Source organism: Nosocomiicoccus ampullae (assembly GCF_001696685.1).
Lineage (GTDB): Bacteria > Bacillota > Bacilli > Staphylococcales > Salinicoccaceae > Nosocomiicoccus > Nosocomiicoccus ampullae_A.
The window spans coordinates 75,558-97,423 of the sequence record NZ_MBFG01000004.1 but is presented as its reverse complement, the minus strand read 5'-3'; the positions used below and the strand labels follow the sequence as shown (position 1 = coordinate 97,423).

The window sequence follows — 21,866 nt, the reverse complement described above, 5'->3', positions numbered from 1 at the left end:
TTAAAAAGTAAAGGTGATTAAATGTTAAGAGATTTTAAGTTTATACGGAAAACGCCTGTGTTATTAATTTCTCTTCTAGTCGTTTCAACACTTCCATTTATATATGCTGTTATCTTTTTAGGTGCAATGTGGAATCCATATGAAAATACTGAAGAGATGAAATTTCACATCGTAAACGAAGACAAAGGTCACGAGGAAATCCATGTCGGTGATTCTTTAATAGAAGAATTAAAAGAGGAAGATCGTTTAGATTGGCAGTTTACTGATTTAGATACTGCGAAAAAAGCGTTACAAAAAGGAGATACGTACGGATATATCTTGATTCCTGAAGACACGTCTAAAAAAGCGATGTCCTTCTTAACGGATAATCCTGAGCAAGTTGAAATGTCTCTGAACTTAAACCCTGGACATAACTTCATCGGTTCTCTCATGTCAGAGCAAGTAGGACATTTCATTATCGAAGAAGTACGTAAAGAAATTACTGATAATTATATTACAGCGATTGTCGATCAACTAAACTCTGTAGAGTCAGACAGTAAAGACGCGCAAGATGCAATTCAGCAACTGACAGATGGAGCAGATGAATTAAATGCTGGTCTTATTGAAGCACATAACGCTTCAGGACAACTATCTCAAGGAGCAAATGAATTAAACAATGGTATCGGACAACTCAATGATGGTGCAAATCAGTTAAGTGGAGGAGCTGGTCAGCTCTACCAAGGTGAGCAACAAATGACTGCACAACTAGAGCAAATTGCACCAAACTTAGGTCCTGCAGGACAACAGCTCGTCCAGGCACAAGGTCAATTAGAGCAAGGTGCTGGCGAAATAAGTGGTGGAGCAAATCAACTTGCTCAAGGAGCAAGCGAAGCAGCAAATGGCGCGAACGAATTAGCTAATGGAATGGGACAATTAAATAACGGTTTAGGTGAGTTACAACAAGGTTCACAACAGCTTTCAGACTCATTAAACGAAATTAATACGCAATTTAAAAAAGTACTCGATAAAATCGAGGAAGAAAACCTAGCGTTTACTGAAGCGGGTGCAAAAGATATCGCACAACCCGTTCATTTAGAAACGAATAACGTAGTTAAGACTCAAAACTACGGACAAAGCTTTGCACCGTTAATCGTTGCAATTAGCTTATTCATTGGATCAATTACGTTTAACGTCGTCTATCCAAACAACAAAATATTTGATGAACATACTGGTGTATTTAAAGCATGGGTCAGCCGTATGCTCCTATATATGGTACATGCATTAATCATCTCATCACTCATTACGATTGTCGTTGACTTCATTATGCAAGTCGATATCGGTAGTAACTGGAGATTCTTCCTACTCAACTATGTATGGGCATTATTATCTATTACGATGATTGGTGCGTTAGTTACATTATTCGGTAACTTCGGTAAATTCTTAAGTATCATCTTACTCATCGTTCAATTATCAGCGAGTGGGGGAACATTCCCAATCGAAACGACAAACGCGATTTACCAAAAACTATATGAATTCTTACCAATGTCTTATACAGTCATCGGTTACAGAACAGCAATATTCAACCAGGCATTCGATCACGAATTCAGTACAGTCATATACGTATTACTCGCAATGCTTGTGAGTGCGATGTTATTTATCTTATTACTATTCTGGATAAAAGAAAAATCACCAAAATACAAAGCTCTTACAAGTCGACTCAGTCGATTAGAGTCATAGAACCAATTAAGTGGCACCTTTCAGGCGCCACTTTTTTATGCCCATAAATTACTACCTTGTTCAACCTCATAAATGTGATAAAAATAAATCGGGAGTAGAGAATTATCTTTATTCACCATAATCATATTCGTTTCTTTGATAATACTTTCTACCGTACATTCAATCATCATCTCATACCCATTCGCCCAATACCGAATAATGGCTCTTTTACCGAGCAATGATTGCAGCATGCGCTCATTATGTTGAAGTGCGTCATCTGTTAACTTTGGATACTCTTTTTTTAATTGATTTTGAATCATTTGATTTACATTTTCGTATTGTTCAGGCATCGTTGCAAACGGCATCCACTTAATCATCCCTCGGCCAATAGGGATGTTTGAATCGAGTTGTTCGTATGGAATATTTCTATAATCGAGGATCATCTTTACCATCTCCTTGATTTTATTATACGAACGTATGTTCTGTTTTTCAACAAAAATAAAACGAGAAGGTTTTCCTTCTCGTTATTTTAATTTTTCTGCTCTTTTCACTTTTATATCTTCTAAAACCTCATCTACATTAATTGAAGTGTCATGAGGTAGATCAAAGTTTAAATTATCTTTGTCATCTCTTGGGATAAAGTGAAAGTGTACTTGTGAATCCGTTTGGCCAGCAGATTCACCGTTATGGCACACGATCGTATAATCTTTATCCATATCTTTCGTCGCGACTTTATGCATGAGTGCCATTAGATCTCCGCGTACGACTTTATTATCGATATCGCCAAATGTTTCAATCGGCATCTTCGGCATGACTAAAATATGGCCTTTTGTCGCAGGTCTTTTATCTAGTATCGCGATACTATAAATACTTTCTCTAATTAAATGATAATCCTTATTTTTAATAGATTCGTATAGTTCATTATTCATATAATCACTCCTATGTACCAATATACTAAATTTTGTCATTCCAATTATTAATTTTGCTTATAAATCACTCTTCAGGCTCAACTAATACATCAACTATATAGTTTTCTGATAGTAACGGCATGCGATACACACGATAGATAGAATCATGGTTATCGTCTTTCTCTCGTTCAATACGCATTTCAGATGTAACATCATTATTTTCTTGACTAAGTTCGACAATGTTAGAAGTGATATGGTTCTCTTCACTCGACATTGAAGACGTTACGAATACACGATTATTTTCATCTTCAAAGTATACGTTACCTCCGTTGTTATAAAACGGCTCACGATACGAGTCAATTTCCTCAATTCTATCTTCTAATTGGTATATACGATATTGAACTACTCTACTATATTGATCTATATCGCTCTCGTAATTATCAAATACTAATACATCTATTGTAGATACATTATTATCTTGATCCGGTAAAACTTCGACACTATATGGATACATTGGTAAGTCGACACCTTCAGTACTTAAAATCTTTTCACCTAACCCATCGTCTTCTTTCGGCCAATTATCGTCTCGTGTGATTATCCATTCTATTTTATTTTCTGGATAACTCATTTTTGCAATGATATTTTGATTTAAGAAAGAAATGATTAATGAATCGTCCGATACGTCGACGTTATTTACGTGTAACCAATCATCACCGACGTGATACTTATATAACGCTTCAGGGAATACTTCTTTAAAATTAATATTATTCACAATCTCACCGTTTTCCCAGTCAACTTCTATCATAGCATCATAATTATGCTCATCAACATTATTATGAGTAAGTAGCAATACATTGCCATTTTCAAGCGTTATAACGTCGTCATGAAGCGGTCGATCTCCATCATAATTTGACTGCGAGTACGTATACGCACGATATATTTTTCCAACCGGATCAATCTCAATCAGCTCGTTGAATATCGTATTTGTATCGTCATGCGTTACATTTAATATAAAGTGCCCCGTTTCTTCAATGACTTCAAATAGTTCTGTCGAAATATTTGAAAGTACGAAACGAATATCCCCTGCATGATCTACTCCGAACAATTCGCCAGTTGTTGCTTTTACATACGTTAGTTCATCTGTTCTTTTTATTTGTTTTTCTTTAACAGTATCAACAGTGTAGAAATCCTCATCTAACTCATCTGTTTCAATTTCTATTTGGTGCTCAAGTTCTTCGCTATTTTCATTTGTTACAGTAATTAAAACATCATTCACCGTTCCTGCATACAAACCAACAATCGGTATTTGATGACGTACTTCGTAGTTTGATGACTCATAAGTAAAAGACGTGTCTTCTGTTTTCCCTGTAACGGTATACGTTACTTTCGTCGGTTCATCTGTATTAAACATTACATATGCGGATAACGGACTATTACCGTACGGATTAACTCGTATAAAAGGGTTATCGTACGTATAATTATCGCTATAATATGATTCGTTAATTTCTTTGTCGATCTCTTTTATAGATTTAAGCGTATCTTTGTTTTTCTCTAATTGATAAAAATCTTCTTCAAGATCAATAATTTCTTCAACAATTGATTCATTTTTTTCTTCAGGTGTTTCTTTTGGTTTCTCGTCCGGTTGTGCTGAACAACCAGCGATGAGTATTAAACACATTGATAATAGAATTTTTCTCATCGTTTTCTCCCGAATTTTTAATATAAAAATACTCCCCGTAAAGCAATACAGCATACTGCATGTTTTATGGGGAGTATCTTCTAACTTTAGTTAGACAGATTATTTATTTTTCTTCTTATTGTAACTATTTTCCTCAAGCACGAGTGCGACTAGGAAAAAGAGCATGAATACCGGAATTGCAATAAAGAATCCCATAACAAGCCAATCTGTTACTGCACCTAAAACGAACAATTTCATTACTCCTTTACAATATATTAATTATAAAACATACAGTCTTATCTCTATTCTAGCATTTTTTAGCGTATCTTCCTATAGTTTTTAGTAAAAACAGAATGATTACAACTATTATACATCTTATTATTAATAGATTTAACAAATCATAGTCAGTTATAATCAACTTATGACTACGAAAGGGTGAATGTAATGACATTTAATGAAAAGAACCTTGATCTAGAAACGATAATTCGAGATGAGGTCAACAAATACTTAAATCGAGATGTCAGTCAGTTACCAGCGACTGTACAAGCACCAAAAGAATTAACTCAAAAGTATGAAAAGATGGAGGTTCCAAAAGTCGGAAGAGATATTTATGAGGTTCTTTCTGAGTTAAACAACGAAGTATTGACTTATTTATATCGTCCAAATCATAAACGTGCGTTTTCGTTTATCCCTGGTCCAGCATCACGATTATCATGGTTAGGTGATATTTTAACAACTGCAAATAATATCCATGCTTCGAACTTTAAAAACGCGACGTTACCAATAAGTATCGAGCGTAATTTAATTAACTATCTTGCAGAAAAAGTTGGATATGAAGTGAAGCCAAGCGGAGGCGTCTTTGTATCGGGTGGGTCAATGGCGAATCTAACGGCTGTCGTTACAGCACGTGATGCAAAAGTAACGCTAGACAAACTCACTCAAACTACCGTTTACTTAACGTCTCAAACGCACCACTCAGGTCGTAAAGCGTTACATGTCGCAGGTTTTCCAATTGATAACATACGTATCATTGACCATAACGAAGACTTTACAATGAACGTTAATCATTTAAAAGAAACAATCGAGGAAGACGTGAAAAATGAATTTATACCGGCACTCGTTATTTCAACTGCCGGTACAACGAACACAGGTGCAGTAGATGATTTCGATGCGATTGCTGATATTTGTGAAGATCATAATATTTGGCAACACGTCGATGGGGCATACGGTGCATCACACTTACTATCTACTAAAGGTAAGGCGTTATTTAAAGGGATCGAACGTTCTGATAGCGTTACCTGGGATGCACATAAACTTCTCTTCCAAACGTATAGTTGTGCAATGATTATCGTAAAAGATAAAGACAACCTCATTAACAGTTATGGTGAAAAAGCAGAGTATCTTGACGACATCACATCAGACGATGACGTTATCGATCCAGAGATGCTCGGTATCGAACTGACACGCCCAGCACGCGCTGTAAAATTATGGCTAACGTTACAAGTTGTTGGTGAAGATGAGTTTAGAAGACGTATTGACTATGGTCAAGAACTTGCAGAATACACAAAAGATTACGTAGAATCACTCGAAAACTTTGAAATTATCTCACAGCCGAGTCTATCTATTTTAAGTTTCAGATATTATAACGACTCATTTACTGATGAAGAAAATGATCATCTAAATAACCTTGCAGCTAAAAAACTTGCCGACTCAGGATACGGTGTTGCATATACAACGACTCTAAACAATAAAAAAGTGTTCCGTCTGTGTACGATTCATCCGGAAACGACAGAAGATGATATTAAAGAAACAATCGATCGACTCAGACTTTATATTTTAGAAGAGATAGAAAACTTATAACGCTATGCGTTACAACGTTGACGTCGTCAACTAAATAACGCCCACCGTTATATTTAAAACGATGGGCGTTATTATATCTATTTATTGGTAAACGATCCGTAGCCACCCTTTAAGTTCACTGTCTTATAACCTTTAGCAGCTAATTCTTCACATGCTCTTTGACTTCTCATACCACTTGCACAATATACGTAATACGTCTTATCTTTAGGTCCATCAAAGTTAGAAACCTTCATAAGCGGTACATGCGTTGCACCCTTAACTTTCCCGAAAAAACGTTCTAAAGTAGAACGCACATCAATAACTTGACCATTCGTAGCTAGTTCTTCCAACTCAGCCTTAGTAAAATCATTAATACCTTTAGACTTAACTTTCATATTAATTCTCCTTTTAATAATAAGTAATGCCTAGCGTTACTTCTTAGTTATACCATGCATCATGCTCTAAATTCTTAATGAGTCGAACCTTTAGTATTCCGTCCTTTGATTCGATTTCTTGGATGAGGTCTTTTACTTTTTCTTCATCCGCTTCAGTGATATCCACTAACGTATATGCGTAATCTCCACGTGATTTGTTTATGATACGATCAATATTGAGTCCTTCTTCAGACAATAGTTTTGTAAGTGATGCAATGATGTTTTTGATGTTCCTATTACATACCGCAATTCGTAACGGTGACGATAGTGTCATTGAGACTCTTGGATAGTTTACTGAGTTTACGATATTTCCATTTTCTAAATAGTCTTTTAACTCATTTGCTACCATTACTGCTGAGTTTTTCTCAGATTCTCCTGTTGAAGCACCGAGATGAGGGAGTAGTGTTACTTTATCTTGCCCGAGTACTGTTTCATTAGGGAAATCGCTAATGTAGTGACCGAGTCTGTTGTGGTTTAATGCTTTTACAAGTGCATCTTCGTCTACAATTTCAGCACGTGAGAAGTTTAATAATACTGCTGTTGCTTTCATTTGACGAATCGCTGTTGAGTCGATCATATGCTTTGTACTCTCTAAAAACGGTACGTGAATCGTAATGTAGTCCGCTTTTTGTAACACTTCATCGATTGATGATGCTTTTGTAACTGAGCGGTTAATGTTCCATGCAGCATCGACACTAATGTAAGGGTCGTATCCGATAACGTCCATGCCAAGGTTTTCTGCATCGTTCGCAACGAGTAAACCTACTTGACCAAGACCAATAACACCTAGCGTTTTACCTTTAATTTCATGACCTTTAAATTTCTTTTTACCATCTTCGACTTGTGTAGCAATATCATCACCCGTAAGCTCAGTTGCCCATTGCGATGCTTCAAGTGTATTTCTTGCATGTGAGATCAGTGATGTTAATACGAGTTCTTTAACGGAGTTGGCATTTGCACCTGGTGCGTTAAATGCAATAACGCCCGCTTCAGATAATTTATCTACTGGAATATTGTTAAACCCTGCTCCTGCGCGACCTACTGCTAGTAAACTATCGTTAATTGGTTCATCATGTAAATTATAACTACGTAAAATAATTGCTTCTGGATCGTCTGTTTCGTTGATTGTGTACTTGTCTTTTGTAAAACGTTGTAAACCTTCAATTGCGATACTGTTAAATGTTTTTATGTCAAATTGTGACATTGCTTAATTCTCCTCTTCGAATTTCTTCATTAGTTGTACGAGTGCTTCTACACCTTCAATAGGGAATGCGTTATAAATAGATGCACGCATACCACCGACTGAACGATGTCCTTTAATATTTTCAAAACCATTTTCTTTCGTATATGCTACAAATTCTTTATCTAACTCGTCGTTTCCTGTAGAAAACGTGACGTTCATCAGTGAACGCGCGTCTTTATTTGCAGTAGGTACGAATAATGTTGATTCGTCTAAGTAATCATATAAAATACGTGCTTTTTCTTTATTTCTCTTATAAATCTCTTCTAGACCACCAATTTCTAACAACCAATCTGTCACGAGTTTATGAATATAAATAGGGTAAGTCGATGGTGTATTATACATCGAGTTTTTATCGTTAAAGACTTTGTAGTCAAACATTTTAGGAACATCATTTAGCCCAAGTAAGTCTTCTCGAATAATAACGAGCGCTAGTCCTGCAATACCGAGGTTCTTTTGAGCACCTGCATAAATCATTCCAAAATCGTTGATATTAAATGGACGTGAAAGTATATCCGAACTCATATCACAGACTAAAGGAATGCCCTTATAAATCGGGAACTCTTTAAACTGTGTTCCTTCGATCGTGTTATTTGAGCAAATATGCAAGTAATCATAACCTTCTAACGTATCTGGATAGTTTGGTAATGACTTATAACCATCTTCTTTGGATGATGCAACGACGTCGATTTCAAGTCCATAGTCGTCTTTTAATTCTTCAGCAGCTTCTAATGCTTTTTTAGCAAAGTTACCGCTATCGATGTATGCAACTTTACCAGATTGTTTTAAGTTCATAACTAACGTATAGAATGCTTGGCTCGCTCCGCCTTGTAAAAAGAGAATTTTATAATTATCGTCAATATTCAGTAATTCTCTTAAGTTTTTTTCAGCATCTTGGATAATGTCATCAAAGTAACTACTTCTATGACTCATCTCCATTACAGACATGCCTGTCCCGTCATAATCTAACATCTCTTTTTGTGCGCGTTCTAAAACAGATGTCGGTAACATTGCTGGGCCTGCTGATAAGTTAAATGTGCGTTTCACGTGAAACACTCCTTTTATTTATAATTTTGGTTCAGTTTCTCCAAATGAAATCGATGATTGACTCGGTATAAGAACACCTGTATTTTCATCGCGTCCTTGTAATACAAAGCGTGCATCTTTTTGATTATATTGTTCAATTGCGAGATCGATTAACTGTTTAAAGTCATCTGTCATATGACGGTTAAAAATAACGCATAGTGGTGTTTCGGTAAACGTTTGCATCATATCGTAATCACCGATACTGTCACCAAACATCGCAACTGGTTGTTTACCATTATGCTTCGGCATAATCAGCTTTTGTATTGCCTCTGTTTTACCAGGACCTTTTGTGATTGGTGAGTCGGCTTTCATAACGGGCGTTATAACGCCGTTATCTTCTTCAAATTCCATGGCGACAATATTGTCTACCTTTACTGAATGCCCAAGCATTTCAGCTGCGACTTCAACATATACTCTCGGACTTGCACTTACGATATAAGTCGTAATTCCATTATTTGTAAACGCGCGATATAAGTTTAACAATTCTTCAGGCACTGATAATCCCGATTTAAAAGTAGAAATGACTACACCTGATTTTCCAGGTATATTTTCTGAGCTTTCGTACGTCACTTTTTCAAACGGTTTTTCTAGTGATTCTTTAATACAACTTCGGCATAACTCTTTAAATGAATCGATCGTATGATCTGCAAATAAATACGTCATCCATCTATTAGACGGTCGCCTTGATAATTTGCCGTTAACATGTGTATGGAACAGCCTTAACTTGGCTCTAAACGTTTTGTAGTGGTCTGTCTCTTTAATCTTCTTTAAAAGATCCTCTGAACGATTTTCTAGACTAATGTAATTATCGTATAACCACTGATATTCCTTATAAATATCTTCAGCTAAATTAAAACCTGTCGCATTTTTAAACCGACTATCAAACGTTTGAGATAACTCCTCACGATAATCTGGATTCGTTAACGTTTCATATAACACTTCAGGCGTGAGCCGATATGCTAAATGTTCCATCAAATAAACATTTAAATTGTCTTCAATATCCATAATAATACTTGTATTATCATAGTCGAAAACAACGTAACTATCAGTGTCATTTTTGTAAGTATCAATAACCTCATTCAATCGCTTGTACACAAACGATTCAAAGTTTCCTTGCTTAAAATAGTTGTCCATTTTTTCACCTACAAATATCATATATATCTTCATATTAAGTGTATCATAAAATAAATATCTCCTATCATTAATGCTTTAGTTTTTAGAAAATTTAAAAATATGATAAAATAACTCATACATAAATGAAAGCGTTTTTAAGGAGGAGAACAAATGTCAAAAGTGGAGTTTTTATTTTTATCCGAAGAAGATTTAGTTGAAGCAGGTGTGTTAGATGCAAAAAAATGCGTCGACACAATCGAAGAAGTGTTCCGTTTACTTGGTGAAAAAGATTACATTATGGGAGGACCGAGAGAAAACAGTCACGGCAGTCAACTATGGTTTCCAAAAGAAAAGCGTACTGAGAATATGCCAGTCGCAGGGCCAGACCGTCGATTTATGTCAATGAACGCATATTTAGGTGGGAAATATAATATTACGGGACAAAAATGGTACGGATCAAACGTAGCAAACAAAGAAAAAGGATTACCACGTTCCGTTTTAATGATCACGTTAAACGATGCAGACACTGGTGCACCTTTTGCATATATGAGTGCAAATTTAATCAGTGCGACACGTACAGGTGCAGTCCCAGCAGTTGCTACAAAGTATCTTGCTTCAAAAGAAGCACATACTCTCGCAATTATCGGAGCAGGGGTCATCAGTTGGTCAAGTACACTTGCAATTTTAGAAGCAAATAAAAATATCAAACAAGTCAACATCTTCGACATTAACGAACAACAAGCAGAAAAATTCTCAAATAACCTTAAAAAAGAACACGACGTAGAAACAGTGATATCAAGCTCCTTAGAAGATGCAGTCAAAGAAGCAGACGTCATAAACGTCGCAGCATCAGGTGCTGTTCGTCCAGAAATTAAAGAAGAGTACTTAAAAGACGGATCTCTTCTTTTACTTTCCGGAGAAGCAAACCTCAGTGATGACTTCATACTAAATAACACAGTCGTTATGGATAACTGGGAAATGCACAAAGAAACAGGTGAAGAATGGGAAGAGTGGGAATACCTACAAAGCGGTACAAAAGGAGTTTCTAAAGACTTAAACTACGGTATCGGCGGACAGGTATTTAGACTCGTAAAAGAAGAAAAACTCGACGAAAAAAGCATCACAGATCTTGGTGACGTTGTCAGTGGTAAAAAAGAAGGGCGTAAAGACGACAAAGAAAAAATCGTCTTCCTCGCAGGAGGAATGGCTGTAGAAGACATATCATGGGGATATGAACTCTATAAATCAGCACAAGAGAAAAACTTAGGACAATCATTAAAAGTATGGGATCAACCTTTCTGGTCTTAAGTTAGAAAGAAGGTATGGATATGACTAAAGTTCTCGTTAAATTAAACAAAATCGCACTCGACTTTGGCAGTTACTTATTATTCGACACTGATGAGTTAGAAATTAAAGAGAGTAGTCGAATTGGTTTAATTGGTGAAAACGGTGCAGGTAAATCATCTTTAGCACGATTAATTTTAGAGGAAATTAAACCGACACAAGGTCATATCCAGTTAAACACCAATAACATAGGCTACTTAGAACAAGTATCTGATAATATTCCATATGACTTCAATTTTGATGGAAGATTACTTAGTGAATTAAACATACCTTATGGTACATCAGAGTTTAGCGGCGGAGAACTATCAAAACTACGTATATTAGAAGTATTCTCTTCGCACTATGATTTACTTATACTTGATGAACCGACATCTCATTTAGACAAAGAGGGTATCGAATTTTTAATACGTACAATTAAAAATTATGACGGTGCAACTTTAATAATTTCACACGATAGACGTCTATTAAATGAATGTGTAAATGAAGTATGGTCAATTGAAGAACAGTCAATACATGTATTTAGCGGAAATTATGATGATTATAAAAGAGAAATCGAAAAAGAGCGTGAATCACTCTATCATCAAAAAGAAATACAAGATAAAGAAATCAAAAGATTGGAAGCATCAATAAGTGACGCAAAAATACATGCTGAAAAAATATTAATCGGTAGAAAGGGAGCAAATCATCGTTCTCTATCCTCACGAATGACAAAAGAAAAAGGGACGGTACAAAAAGGAATTATGCAATCTGCGAAAAACATGCAGAACCGTATCGATAGTATGGAAGAAATAAAATTACCTGAAGAAAAAGTACTACCGATATTTGAAGAAGCTGACATCAAGACAGATCATAACCGTTTTCCAATTATATTTAACTATATTGATATTACAGCAGGAAACAAATTACTTATAGAATCTCTAAACTTACAAATCAGTCGTGGAAAAATTACGGCATTAAAAGGGAACAATGGTACCGGTAAAACGACTATTATTGAATATGTAAAAGGAGCTTTTAATAATAAACTTGATATCATCACATTTTCTAAAAATGCAGAGCTTGGCTTCTATAATCAATTAAGTTATCTAGAATTTAAGCACCGCACAGAGCCATTATTAGAATACGTATCAAAACATACGTCTGTTTCAAAGTACCTACTAAAAGAAATGCTCAATGATTTAAAATTCACAGACAACGATTTTGAAAGAAGTATTTCAACATTAAGTGGAGGAGAAGCGGTACGCGTATCGTTATTTCTAACATTAATATCTGGAGATAACTTGCTAATACTAGATGAACCAACAAATTATCTAGATATTGATACAATAAATGTTCTAGAAACATATTTAAACACATATCCAGGCACAGTACTTCTAACATCACATGATGAAGAATTTTTAGAAAATGTCGCAGACGAAGTATATAAGATAGAAAACAAAAAACTTAAAAAGATAAAATAAGAAGTAACGTATGGCGTTACTTCTTATTTTCATCCTTTAGATAATATCCTAATGCTTCAACATTATTTTACGTAACGGTAAGCATCACCTTTTTAGTTTTACTTCTAAAACACATATAATATGCTATATATTTTTAATCAATAGAATAGTTCTCTTATTAAGAGTGAGTGGAGGGATTTGGCCCTGTGAAACTCCGGCAACAGCTTTTAGCGATGTGCCAATTCCAACAGTTTATACTGAATGCAAAGAGGCCGTGATAAAAATTATCACGGCCTCTTATATATTAATATTCTATATTTGGCGTTTCATTGACCTTGTCTTGATATAACTTAAACGCTACGAGTAACGCCGAAATAACGCCTAAAATAACGATTGTTTTTTTCATGAATATAACCTCTTTTTAAAATTAATTATAATAATTTAAATTCAAGTTTTCAGATGTTTCTTTACGCGTTTCTCTCATCAGTTTTTCGTCATCAATCAGTGATTTGCCATATGATGGAACTAACTTTTTAACTGCAGGTTCCCAGAGCTCACGGTCTTCTTTAAAGTTTTTCTCTAATGCTTCAAGCACTACAGAGAATGATATTGAAGCACCTGGTGATTCTCCTAATACTGCAATAACAGAGTGATCATCAGAATTCACAACTTCTGTTCCGAATGCGACGTAGCCTTTCCCGTATTCATCATCGTCTTTAATCACTTGAACACGTTTACCAGCAGTATATAATTTCCAGTCCTCATCTTTTGCATCGGGTATGAATGTTCTTAAGTAGTTCATATAACCTTTTTTAGTCATCACCATCTGGTCAATCGAGTATTTAATGAGCGGTATATTTTTAGCTGCAGATGATAATAGCGTTGTAATATTATACGGTTTTACTGAGCCAAATAAGTCAAAGAACGAACCGTATTTTAAGAATTTAGGATCGATATTTGCATATGGTCCAAATAATAACGTACTTTCACCATCAATATAACGTGTATCGAGATGCGGTACTGTCATAGGTGGCTTACCTAGAGGCTCTTTACTGTATACTTTCGCGTGATGTTGTTTAATAATGTCTTTATTTTTACACGCTAAGAATTGACCAGTAATCGGGAAACCTCCGACATTTTGTCTTTGAGCAATGCCACTCTTTTGAAGTAGTGGAATAGAGTAACCCCCAGCACCGATAAACACTTTATCAGCTACTTTTACGAACTTCTCTTTCGTCGCTCTATTTCTTACGAGAACTTCCCATTTGCCGTCTTCTCTTTGAGTTAAGTCGATTACTTCATGGTTATATTTTAAAGAGACATTTGATTGCTTTTCTAAATATGTTGCTAATTTACGTGTTAAAGCACCATAGTTTACGTCAGTTCCTTCATCGATCTTACTCGCTGCCATTAACTGACCTGGTTTACGATTTCGCATCATCAATGGCATCCATTCTCTCATCGTTTCGATATCTTCTGTGTACTCGATATTATCAAACATAGGAATCGTTTTAAGTTTTTCATAACGTTTACGTAAAAACTCAACATTCGTTGGGCCCATTACAAAACTAATATGCGGTAGTGGCTGAATAAATTCTTCAGGGTTAGAAATATCCCCATTTTTCACTAAACTGCCCCAGAACTGCTTAGACAGTTCAAATTGCTCATTGATCACTTCTGCTTTAGAAGCATCGATAGAGCCGTCCTTTTGTTCCACAGTATAGTTTAGCTCACAGAGTGCAGCGTGACCTGTACCTGCATTGTTCTTTTCGTTCGAACTCTCGATTCCCGCTTCATCTAATCTTTCATACATATCGATATTCCAGTCCGGGCTCACTTTTGAAAACATCGTCGCTACCGAAGTACCTATAATACCCGCACCAATCACAATAATATCTTTATGCTGATTGTCTGCCTCAGTCATAATTAAAAATCCTTTCTCTTTTTATAAATTTCTTTCACAAATTCTTCCTTATAGTTAGTATATTCGATAATATCTTTCGAGGCGTTGCTTAGATATTTATTTTTAACATCTAAATATTCTTCTCTAGCTTCTCTATTACTATTTAAATAATCCCTAAAGAATATTAAATCATGCCATAAATCTCCTTTATACTCAACTAAATGGATAAAATGTGTTTTTACTTTGTAAGAATCATCTAAAAATTTTGCAAGGACAATTTCATTAGGACGGTCCACTTTTAATCTCAGAAATCCTGCTTTTTCTAATCCTTGAAACAAATCTTTCTCAACATTATCTAAATCACCTATGCCTATAACAATATCTACTATAGGCTTAGCTGACATACCGATTATTGATGTACTACCAATATGTTCGATTCTGTTTTCAGGAATATGAGTATAATTTAATATTAAATTTTTAGTAGTTTCAAACTCATCTTTCCATTTTGGTGAATACTCTACTAATCTAATTTCATTATTTTTAAGCCCTAAACTCAAAGAATCACCTCTAAATTTAATTTCCTAATTACCATAAAAAAAGCATCCTAAATATAGCGATACACTAACTCATTGTTTGTTATATAAGGTTTGTATTTATCGCTATTTTCTACTCGATATCCTGACTTTATTATCATCCTTTGTGCTACAATATTCGTTTTATCAGTAATTGCAATGATATCTTTTGAAGGGTATTTTCGACTCACTTCAGCAGTTATTTTAGAGAATAATAATGAACCATACCCTTTATTTCTAAAGTTCTTATCACCAATTGCAATACCTAGTTCTATTATATTTTCGTTATGTGTATATAAATCATAATAGCCGATGATTGTTTTATTTGATACCAGCATTTTTCTTTGAAAACTATCTGATTGTGATTCAATTACATAATTCCACCATTCAAAAATTGCTTCGTTTGTACGATTTAACGGCCAACCATTAGATAAACAAAAATGAATATCTTTAGACCAATTTAGAACGTAATTAATATCATCGTGTTCTATATTTCTACTGGAGAGTTTGGTCATTTTAGATTTATAAATTAAAGTTTTCATATACGCTGTAGAATCATCAATAAAAGCACCAAAAATTTCATATGCATATTTGTCGGTAGTATCAACTTCGGTAACTATACGGTGTATTCCTTTATTGTTTAAAAATATTAAACGATTGAAAAGTACTTCTAACAATTGTTGCTTAGATTTAGTATCTTTAAAATAGACGTATCCAACTTCTTTTTTATCTTTAGAATCATCATAAATCAGTGCATATGCAATTATTTCACACTGAGTATTAAAAATAGCTATAGAATTCTCAAAATCTAAACCCTCAGCTAATCTCTCTTTAAACTCTTCTAAATTCAAACTCTTCACAGGATTAACTTTATGAGTTTTTTTATATATCTCGTACCATTTTTTTATCAATTGGTTCGACAACGTAAATGGACTAGAAGCCCGTTGAACGATGTTCTCTTTGTTTTCAAAGAAATTATTTAAAAACCTATTAATTTCAACATTTAAATCATAAGTTCGACGACACTCGATAAATCCATAATCGGAGTAGTTATTAACTTCATAATCTCCTATATTTAAAATGTAGTCATGATAAGGAAATTTTCTTTTAAGTTCTTCAAAATAGAGATTAAATTTTTTATTTTCGCTTATTAAATATATAGAGTTTGGATGGAATGGATTGACTCGATACATACTATAAAACTCCTATTTTTTGATCGTTTATAATAATTTGCTACGTATTCCTCAAATAATAATTTTTAAAATAGACGTTCCAATAATATTATTCTATCATTTCTAACAAATTTATATTCAAATTATGGAAGCGATTTATATCACTTCTCCATTATTTCCTGTATGATAAATGTAACTACATTTTACTTTGAAAGGAAGGAATTTGATGAATTACAAAGATAATTGGGATATGGAAAGTGTGTTTCCTGGTGGAAGTGAATCTTCTGCTTTCCAAAATCGTTTAGTAGAAGTGAGTAACAGTATTAGAGAGTTCTCTGAAAAACTAGGGGAGTGGAATTCTGACGAAAGTTCTAATGATTTTACACCGCTAAAGAGTTTATTAGAGCAATACGAAAAAATTTCAAACGCGCTTGGCGAGATGGGAAGTTTCTCTAACGGATTAGCATCTGCAAATATTACGGATCAAAAGGCATTAAAAAATACAAATGCTGTAGCTAATTTACGTAAAGATTTCTCATCTGAGATTATTATTTTAAATAAAAAAATCAGTGCACTTACTGAAGATCAATTTAACACGTTATTAGAAGATGACTTCTTTAACGCAATGCGTTTTCCTTTAAAAGAAATTCGTAAAAACGAAGCGGATTTACTATCGACAGAAGAAGAAACAATTATCAATAGCTTATCACTCGATGGCTTACACGGTTGGGGCAATATGTACAATCAACTCGTTGCATCAATTCAAATCCCAGTCACTGAAGACGGTGAGACTAAGTATTACTCAGCAGGGCAATTTGAAAACAAAATGGGATCAGAAGAGAATCCAGAAAAACGTGAAGAACTGTTAAAAATTTGGGAAGAAGAGTGGAATAAAAAAGCAGATTTATTTGCTACAACGTTAAACCATCTATCAGGCTTCCGTTTAAATAACTATGAACTTCATGACTATAAAGATTATATGAAAGTACCGTTAGACTACAACCGTATGGAAGAAGAAACACTCGATACAATGTGGAATACGATTGCGAAAAATAAATCACCATTAAAGAAATACTTCGAAAGAAAAGCACAGCTTCTTGGTGTCGAGCAATTAGGGTGGCTCGACGTGCACGCAAGTGTAGATGTCGGAGACTATAAGAACAAAAAATATACGTACGATGAAGCGGCAGAGTTTATTATCGATAACTTTAAATCATTTAGTCCAAAGATGGCAGAGATGTCTCGTCGTGCATTTGAAGAGCAGTGGATTGAAGCGGAAGATCGTCCAGGAAAACGTCCAGGTGGATACTGTTCAAACCTTCCGGAATCAAAACAGTCACGTATTTTTATGACGTTTGCAGGTAGCACAGGTAACGTCTCAACACTCGCACACGAACTCGGACATGCGTTCCATAGTTATGTCATGCGTGATTTACCGTTACTTAACCAGCGCTATGCTATGAACGTTGCTGAAACAGCATCTACATTCGCTGAACTCGTTGTTTCAAACGCAACGATTGAAAACGCGGCGTCAGAAGCAGAGAAAATCAATTTAATCGATGAAAAAATTTCTAGAAGTGTGGCATTTATGATGAATATCCACGCACGCTATATCTTTGAACGTAATTTATATGATGAACGTCAAAAAGGAACGTTAGACAGCAATAGACTAAAAGAACTGATGAAAGACGCACAAGAAGAAGCATACGAAGATGCGCTGAAATCTTATCATCCGATGTTCTGGGCAACAAAATTACATTTCCATATTACGGGTGTACCGTTCTATAACTTCCCGTACACATTTGGATACTTCTTCAGCTTAGGTATATACAACCGCTTCTTAGAAGATGAAAACGTAACTGAAGATGATTACATCGCACTTCTACGTGATACTGCGAGTATGACAACAGAAGATCTAGCTGAAAAACATTTAAACGTTGATTTACGTAAACCAGACTTCTGGCAAGAAGCATTAGAATCAGTGCATAAAGATATTGAAGAATTCTTAGAACTGACAGAATCATATATTTAAGTTATAAAACCTATATAAATATAAGTGACTTTTTTAGCTTCTGAAGTGAGTTAAATATATAATAATATTATGAACAATATTAATTTAGAGGAAGGATGTTTTACAATGGGAAAATTACAAGATAAAGTCGTCGTTATTACTGGTGGTGCACAAGGTATGGGAGAACTTCATGCCAAAAAAGCGATAACTGAAGGCGCCAAAGTCGTGATAACTGATATTAATGATGAATTAGGTCAAAAAACAGCTAATTCTCTTGGAGACGATGTTTTATTTATCAAACATGATGTATCTAAAGAAGCAGATTGGAATCATGTCATTCAAGAAGTAATGAACAAATGGAATCGAATTGATGTATTGGTTAATAATGCTGGAATCACATACAATAAAACAATTGACCAAATATCATTAGAAGATTATATGAAGATTGTAAATATTAATCAAGTATCTGTATTTTTAGGCATCAAAACTGTATCTGAAATTATGAAAAGTCAAAAACAAGGGTCAATTATCAATATTTCTTCAATAAATGGTCTTGTTGGTGGTGCAATTGGCTATACAGATACAAAATTTGCGGTCAGAGGTATGACAAAAGCTGCAGCTAAAGAATTGTCTCCATACAATATTAGAGTTAACTCAGTACACCCAGGTGTTATAAAAACAGCAATGTTAGAGCAAGAAGATGTTAAAGAAGCCGTTAAAGAATTCGAAAAAACAATTCCACTGCGTAGAGTGGCGCAGCCAGAAGAAGTATCTAACCTTGTATGTTTCTTAGCGTCAGACGATGCTTCTTATTCTACAGGATCAGAATTTGTTATAGATGGTGGTATTACAGCACTATAAATGATAAATCACTTAAAATATAAATGATTCTTTTGAATAAGTTTTAGGCGAAGTGCTGAGGAGCACTTCGCCTTCATTTAAATCCTCTTTTACCAATACATAATTACATTTTATATTTAGTAACCAATTAGTTCTTAATATTTACCATATAATACCATAATTCTATATCTTTTCTGATATTACATATGTAAAATTGAATAAAGTAAATATTGATTTTTAGTTTTTTATACCCAAATGATTTTTTAACAGATGACTCTCATAATCTCTTCTAAACACACCACGTTCTTGAAGAATTGGTATCACTAAATGAATAAATTTTTCAAATGATTCTGGATACGTCGGGGCCATCAACATAAAACCATCGCACGCTTCTTTTTCAAACCATTCGATCATTTCATCCGCCACTTGTTCAGGAGTTCCTACTATTGTCTTATGCCCTACCCAAGTACCAAAACGATCTAATAAATCTCTTAATGTAAGTTGCTCAGTCTTAACGGCACGTTGTATGGCTTTATACATATATTTTACAACTTTTTTCTCTAATGCCTCATAAGGTGGTAATGATGGCACGACTTCATCTAGTGTCCACTCACTTATATCTAGACCAATGGCTTTAGATAATTGTTTCTTGCGTTTTTCAAGTGGAATCATATCATCTAATTGTTGCTTAAGTTTATAAGCATCCTCTTCATTCTCATCAACATAAACGGTGAGACCTGGTAATACAAGAGGGGGTTGACGATTTGCTTCCATAGCCCGTTGATGAATGTCTTGTCTGAACTGTTTGCCATCTTGTATATTCCATGCAATTGAAAAAATAGCATCCACGTGTCGTACTGCTAAATCACGACCTGGAATGGAAGTTCCTGCTTGAAATAAACGTGGTCGACCATATTTTGGTGTTGGAATGTTAATAGCTCCGGCAACTTGAAAATACTTTCCTTGATAATGAAGTGGATGAATATACTGATGATTTAAGCCAATCCCTGACTCTTTGTGATTAACGATAGCCTCTACAGTAAATGACTCCCATAATTTTTTCATTACATTAATAAATTCGTCTGCTCGTTCATATCGTTTTTCAAGATGTGGTAAAGCTTGCATCGAATAGTTTTGTGCTTCTAAATCAAATTGAGATGTTACAATATTTGCCCCAATACGTCCATGAGATATTTGATGTAAACTTGAAAGCATACGAGCTGCAAGATAAGGTTCATAAAAAGAAGAAGAAATGGTACCTATCAGACCAATTGAATGTGTTTCACGTGAAATTGCGGCAAGCGCCGTTAGTGGTTCAAAATAATAAGAGATATGTCCCGTTTCTTCTCCAGAAATATATTGACCATCACCTAAGAAGAATGCATCCAGTTTACCTTTTTCAGCTAATTTTGCTAACTTAATTTGAAAATCAATATCTCCAACTTCTTCAACATATGAATGTGGTAGTCTCCAAGAGGCAGGATGTAGACCTGTACTATAAGCTAAAACGGATAAATGCATGTGTTTCATTGTCATTAACCTCTCCACTATAAGATAAAAATAATCTTTTAATTTATATTTATCGTAAATAACTTAATGATATTTTACAACATTTATTAGATACTTTATATTTGAAATATAAATTTATTGCATCATTAACTAATTATTTTATTGAAAAATTACATCATGATCATTAATTATTGCGGTCCAACGTGTTGATGACACGTTGGACCTTTATTTGAACTTATTCATAAATATATATTATCTTCGTGGAGGTGAATACTATGGTCAAAGCCATTGGTTATGTACGTCAAAGTACATTAAAACAACAAAGCTTAGCTACTCAGAAATCTCTCATTTTTGGAATGCCGCTTCATGATCATATTTATTATGGTTAGCAGATATTAACCAATATTGAGTCATTTACATTCACCTCATAAACTTTATTTGAATTCAATAAACTAATTGTATGATAAAGAATCTTCAAAGTAATGAATAATGTATGTTTATTTTAAGTAACCACATCACTTATGATAACTCTCATTATTCAAAATCTTATTCACCCTAAATAACTGCTCGAGTAGTATAACTTTCATCATTTGATGAGGGTAGGTCATTTTTCCGAAGCTGATTGCTTCGTTTGATCGTTTTAACACGTCTTCTCCAATTCCGTTACTTCCTCCAATGACGAATACGACATTACTTTTGCCTTGTGTTTTCCAGTTATTATATTGTTTTGCAAAACTTTCTGACGAGTGTGCTTCTCCGTTTATTTCTAACGTGACGACGTGTTGGTTTGGTTTTATTTTTGATAAAATACGTTCCGCTTCTTTATGTTTAATGTTTTCTATATCTTTTTCACTCGCGTTATTTGGTTCCGGCTCGTCTTTTACTTCAATGAGTGAGACGTTCGCATATTTACTGAGTCTCTTTTCATATTCTTTAACCGCTTCACGCCAATATTTCTCTTTTAATTTTCCAACAGTGATAATCGTTATTTTCATATTTTCACCTTCTTTTTAAACTTATTCACAGAAAAGGACCAAGTATTCCACACTTGGTCCCCAAGTTATCCACATTATTCAGTAGTTATAC

At 34.5% G+C, this 21,866-nt stretch carries 20 protein-coding genes and 1 riboswitch; of the genes, 6 read left to right on the top strand and 14 right to left on the bottom strand.

What is annotated here, in order from left to right:
- Window positions 1-21: 21 nt before the first annotated feature.
- Window positions 22-1,716 carry a YhgE/Pip domain-containing protein gene (locus tag BBS29_RS03670; RefSeq protein ID WP_068129143.1) on the top strand — a complete coding sequence of 565 codons (1,695 nt, stop codon included), beginning with the start codon at window positions 22-24 and terminating at the stop codon, window positions 1,714-1,716.
- 35 nt (window positions 1,717-1,751) lie between these two features.
- Here the strand turns inward: BBS29_RS03670 and BBS29_RS03665 are convergent, their stop codons facing one another.
- The 4 genes from BBS29_RS03665 to BBS29_RS08345 all read right to left on the bottom strand — a co-directional run bounded on the left by BBS29_RS03665 (window position 1,752) and on the right by BBS29_RS08345 (window position 4,539).
- Complete coding sequence (locus BBS29_RS03665) at window positions 1,752-2,138, bottom strand: YolD-like family protein (RefSeq protein ID WP_068129141.1); 387 nt, start codon at window positions 2,136-2,138, stop codon at window positions 1,752-1,754.
- Between the two features lie 81 nt (window positions 2,139-2,219).
- Window positions 2,220-2,624 (bottom strand): HIT family protein, encoded by a 405-nt coding sequence (locus BBS29_RS03660; protein WP_068129140.1) that lies wholly within the window; start codon window positions 2,622-2,624, stop codon window positions 2,220-2,222.
- Between the two features lie 64 nt (window positions 2,625-2,688).
- Window positions 2,689-4,302, bottom strand: coding sequence for an aryl-sulfate sulfotransferase (locus BBS29_RS03655; protein ID WP_068129138.1), 1,614 nt, complete (start codon window positions 4,300-4,302; stop codon window positions 2,689-2,691).
- 99 nt (window positions 4,303-4,401) lie between these two features.
- A complete protein-coding gene (locus tag BBS29_RS08345) occupies window positions 4,402-4,539 on the bottom strand; it encodes a hypothetical protein (RefSeq protein WP_155974679.1) in 138 nt (45 codons plus the stop codon).
- 186 nt (window positions 4,540-4,725) lie between these two features.
- On the opposite strand from BBS29_RS08345, the gene BBS29_RS03650 reads away from it, so the two are divergent.
- Window positions 4,726-6,141 carry a pyridoxal phosphate-dependent decarboxylase family protein gene (locus BBS29_RS03650; protein ID WP_068129136.1) on the top strand — a complete coding sequence of 472 codons (1,416 nt, stop codon included), beginning with the start codon at window positions 4,726-4,728 and terminating at the stop codon, window positions 6,139-6,141.
- Window positions 6,142-6,218: 77 nt separating this feature from the next.
- Here BBS29_RS03650 and BBS29_RS03645 read toward each other — a convergent pair whose 3' ends face one another.
- The 4 genes from BBS29_RS03645 to BBS29_RS03630 are packed head-to-tail and all read right to left on the bottom strand — an operon-like array spanning window position 6,219 to window position 10,014.
- A complete protein-coding gene (locus tag BBS29_RS03645) occupies window positions 6,219-6,515 on the bottom strand; it encodes a rhodanese-like domain-containing protein (RefSeq protein ID WP_068129133.1) in 297 nt (98 codons plus the stop codon).
- A 43-nt stretch (window positions 6,516-6,558) separates the two neighbouring features.
- A complete protein-coding gene (locus BBS29_RS03640; protein WP_068129130.1) occupies window positions 6,559-7,758 on the bottom strand; it encodes a 3-phosphoglycerate dehydrogenase family protein in 1,200 nt (399 codons plus the stop codon).
- 3 nt (window positions 7,759-7,761) lie between these two features.
- Window positions 7,762-8,841: a 3-phosphoserine/phosphohydroxythreonine transaminase gene (gene serC, locus BBS29_RS03635; protein WP_068129128.1), complete on the bottom strand. Its 1,080-nt coding sequence runs from the start codon at window positions 8,839-8,841 to the stop codon at window positions 7,762-7,764.
- Between the two features lie 18 nt (window positions 8,842-8,859).
- Window positions 8,860-10,014, bottom strand: coding sequence for an HAD family hydrolase (locus tag BBS29_RS03630; RefSeq protein ID WP_068129126.1), 1,155 nt, complete (start codon window positions 10,012-10,014; stop codon window positions 8,860-8,862).
- Window positions 10,015-10,164: 150 nt separating this feature from the next.
- On the opposite strand from BBS29_RS03630, the gene BBS29_RS03625 reads away from it, so the two are divergent.
- Both BBS29_RS03625 and abc-f read left to right on the top strand, forming a co-directional pair.
- On the top strand, window positions 10,165-11,301 hold the full coding sequence (locus tag BBS29_RS03625) for a tyramine oxidase subunit B (protein WP_068129124.1): 1,137 nt from the start codon (window positions 10,165-10,167) through the stop codon (window positions 11,299-11,301).
- Between the two features lie 20 nt (window positions 11,302-11,321).
- The gene (gene abc-f / locus BBS29_RS03620; protein ID WP_068129123.1) at window positions 11,322-12,794 is read left to right on the top strand and encodes a ribosomal protection-like ABC-F family protein; all 1,473 of its coding nucleotides are present in this window, start codon (window positions 11,322-11,324) and stop codon (window positions 12,792-12,794) included.
- 151 nt (window positions 12,795-12,945) lie between these two features.
- A riboswitch (SAM riboswitch) is annotated at window positions 12,946-13,044 on the top strand.
- Window positions 13,045-13,077: 33 nt separating this feature from the next.
- On the opposite strand, the gene BBS29_RS03615 is transcribed toward abc-f, so the two are convergent.
- From BBS29_RS03615 to BBS29_RS03600, 4 genes are read right to left on the bottom strand one after another with little or no spacing between them, the layout of a single operon-like run.
- Entirely contained in the window at window positions 13,078-13,179 is a 102-nt protein-coding gene (locus BBS29_RS03615) for an SE2200 family small protein (RefSeq protein ID WP_068129121.1), read from the bottom strand.
- 21 nt (window positions 13,180-13,200) lie between these two features.
- Window positions 13,201-14,697 carry an L-lactate dehydrogenase (quinone) gene (gene lqo, locus BBS29_RS03610; RefSeq protein WP_068129119.1) on the bottom strand — a complete coding sequence of 499 codons (1,497 nt, stop codon included), beginning with the start codon at window positions 14,695-14,697 and terminating at the stop codon, window positions 13,201-13,203.
- Window positions 14,698-14,699: 2 nt separating this feature from the next.
- A complete protein-coding gene (locus tag BBS29_RS03605) occupies window positions 14,700-15,233 on the bottom strand; it encodes a GrpB family protein (RefSeq protein WP_068129117.1) in 534 nt (177 codons plus the stop codon).
- A gap of 47 nt (window positions 15,234-15,280) precedes the next feature.
- The gene (locus tag BBS29_RS03600; RefSeq protein ID WP_068129116.1) at window positions 15,281-16,441 is read right to left on the bottom strand and encodes a GNAT family N-acetyltransferase; all 1,161 of its coding nucleotides are present in this window, start codon (window positions 16,439-16,441) and stop codon (window positions 15,281-15,283) included.
- A 205-nt stretch (window positions 16,442-16,646) separates the two neighbouring features.
- Here BBS29_RS03600 and BBS29_RS03595 point away from each other — a divergent pair, with 205 nt between their 5' ends.
- The gene (locus BBS29_RS03595) at window positions 16,647-18,452 is read left to right on the top strand and encodes a M3 family oligoendopeptidase (RefSeq protein WP_068129114.1); all 1,806 of its coding nucleotides are present in this window, start codon (window positions 16,647-16,649) and stop codon (window positions 18,450-18,452) included.
- A 105-nt stretch (window positions 18,453-18,557) separates the two neighbouring features.
- Complete coding sequence (locus BBS29_RS03590; RefSeq protein ID WP_068129112.1) at window positions 18,558-19,292, top strand: glucose 1-dehydrogenase; 735 nt, start codon at window positions 18,558-18,560, stop codon at window positions 19,290-19,292.
- A 216-nt stretch (window positions 19,293-19,508) separates the two neighbouring features.
- On the opposite strand, the gene BBS29_RS03585 is transcribed toward BBS29_RS03590, so the two are convergent.
- Together BBS29_RS03585 and rlmH are read right to left on the bottom strand one after the other, a co-directional pair.
- Complete coding sequence (locus BBS29_RS03585; RefSeq protein WP_257009081.1) at window positions 19,509-20,807, bottom strand: NtaA/DmoA family FMN-dependent monooxygenase; 1,299 nt, start codon at window positions 20,805-20,807, stop codon at window positions 19,509-19,511.
- Between the two features lie 488 nt (window positions 20,808-21,295).
- The gene (gene rlmH, locus BBS29_RS03580; RefSeq protein ID WP_068129110.1) at window positions 21,296-21,775 is read right to left on the bottom strand and encodes a 23S rRNA (pseudouridine(1915)-N(3))-methyltransferase RlmH; all 480 of its coding nucleotides are present in this window, start codon (window positions 21,773-21,775) and stop codon (window positions 21,296-21,298) included.
- Window positions 21,776-21,866: the final 91 nt, after the last annotated feature.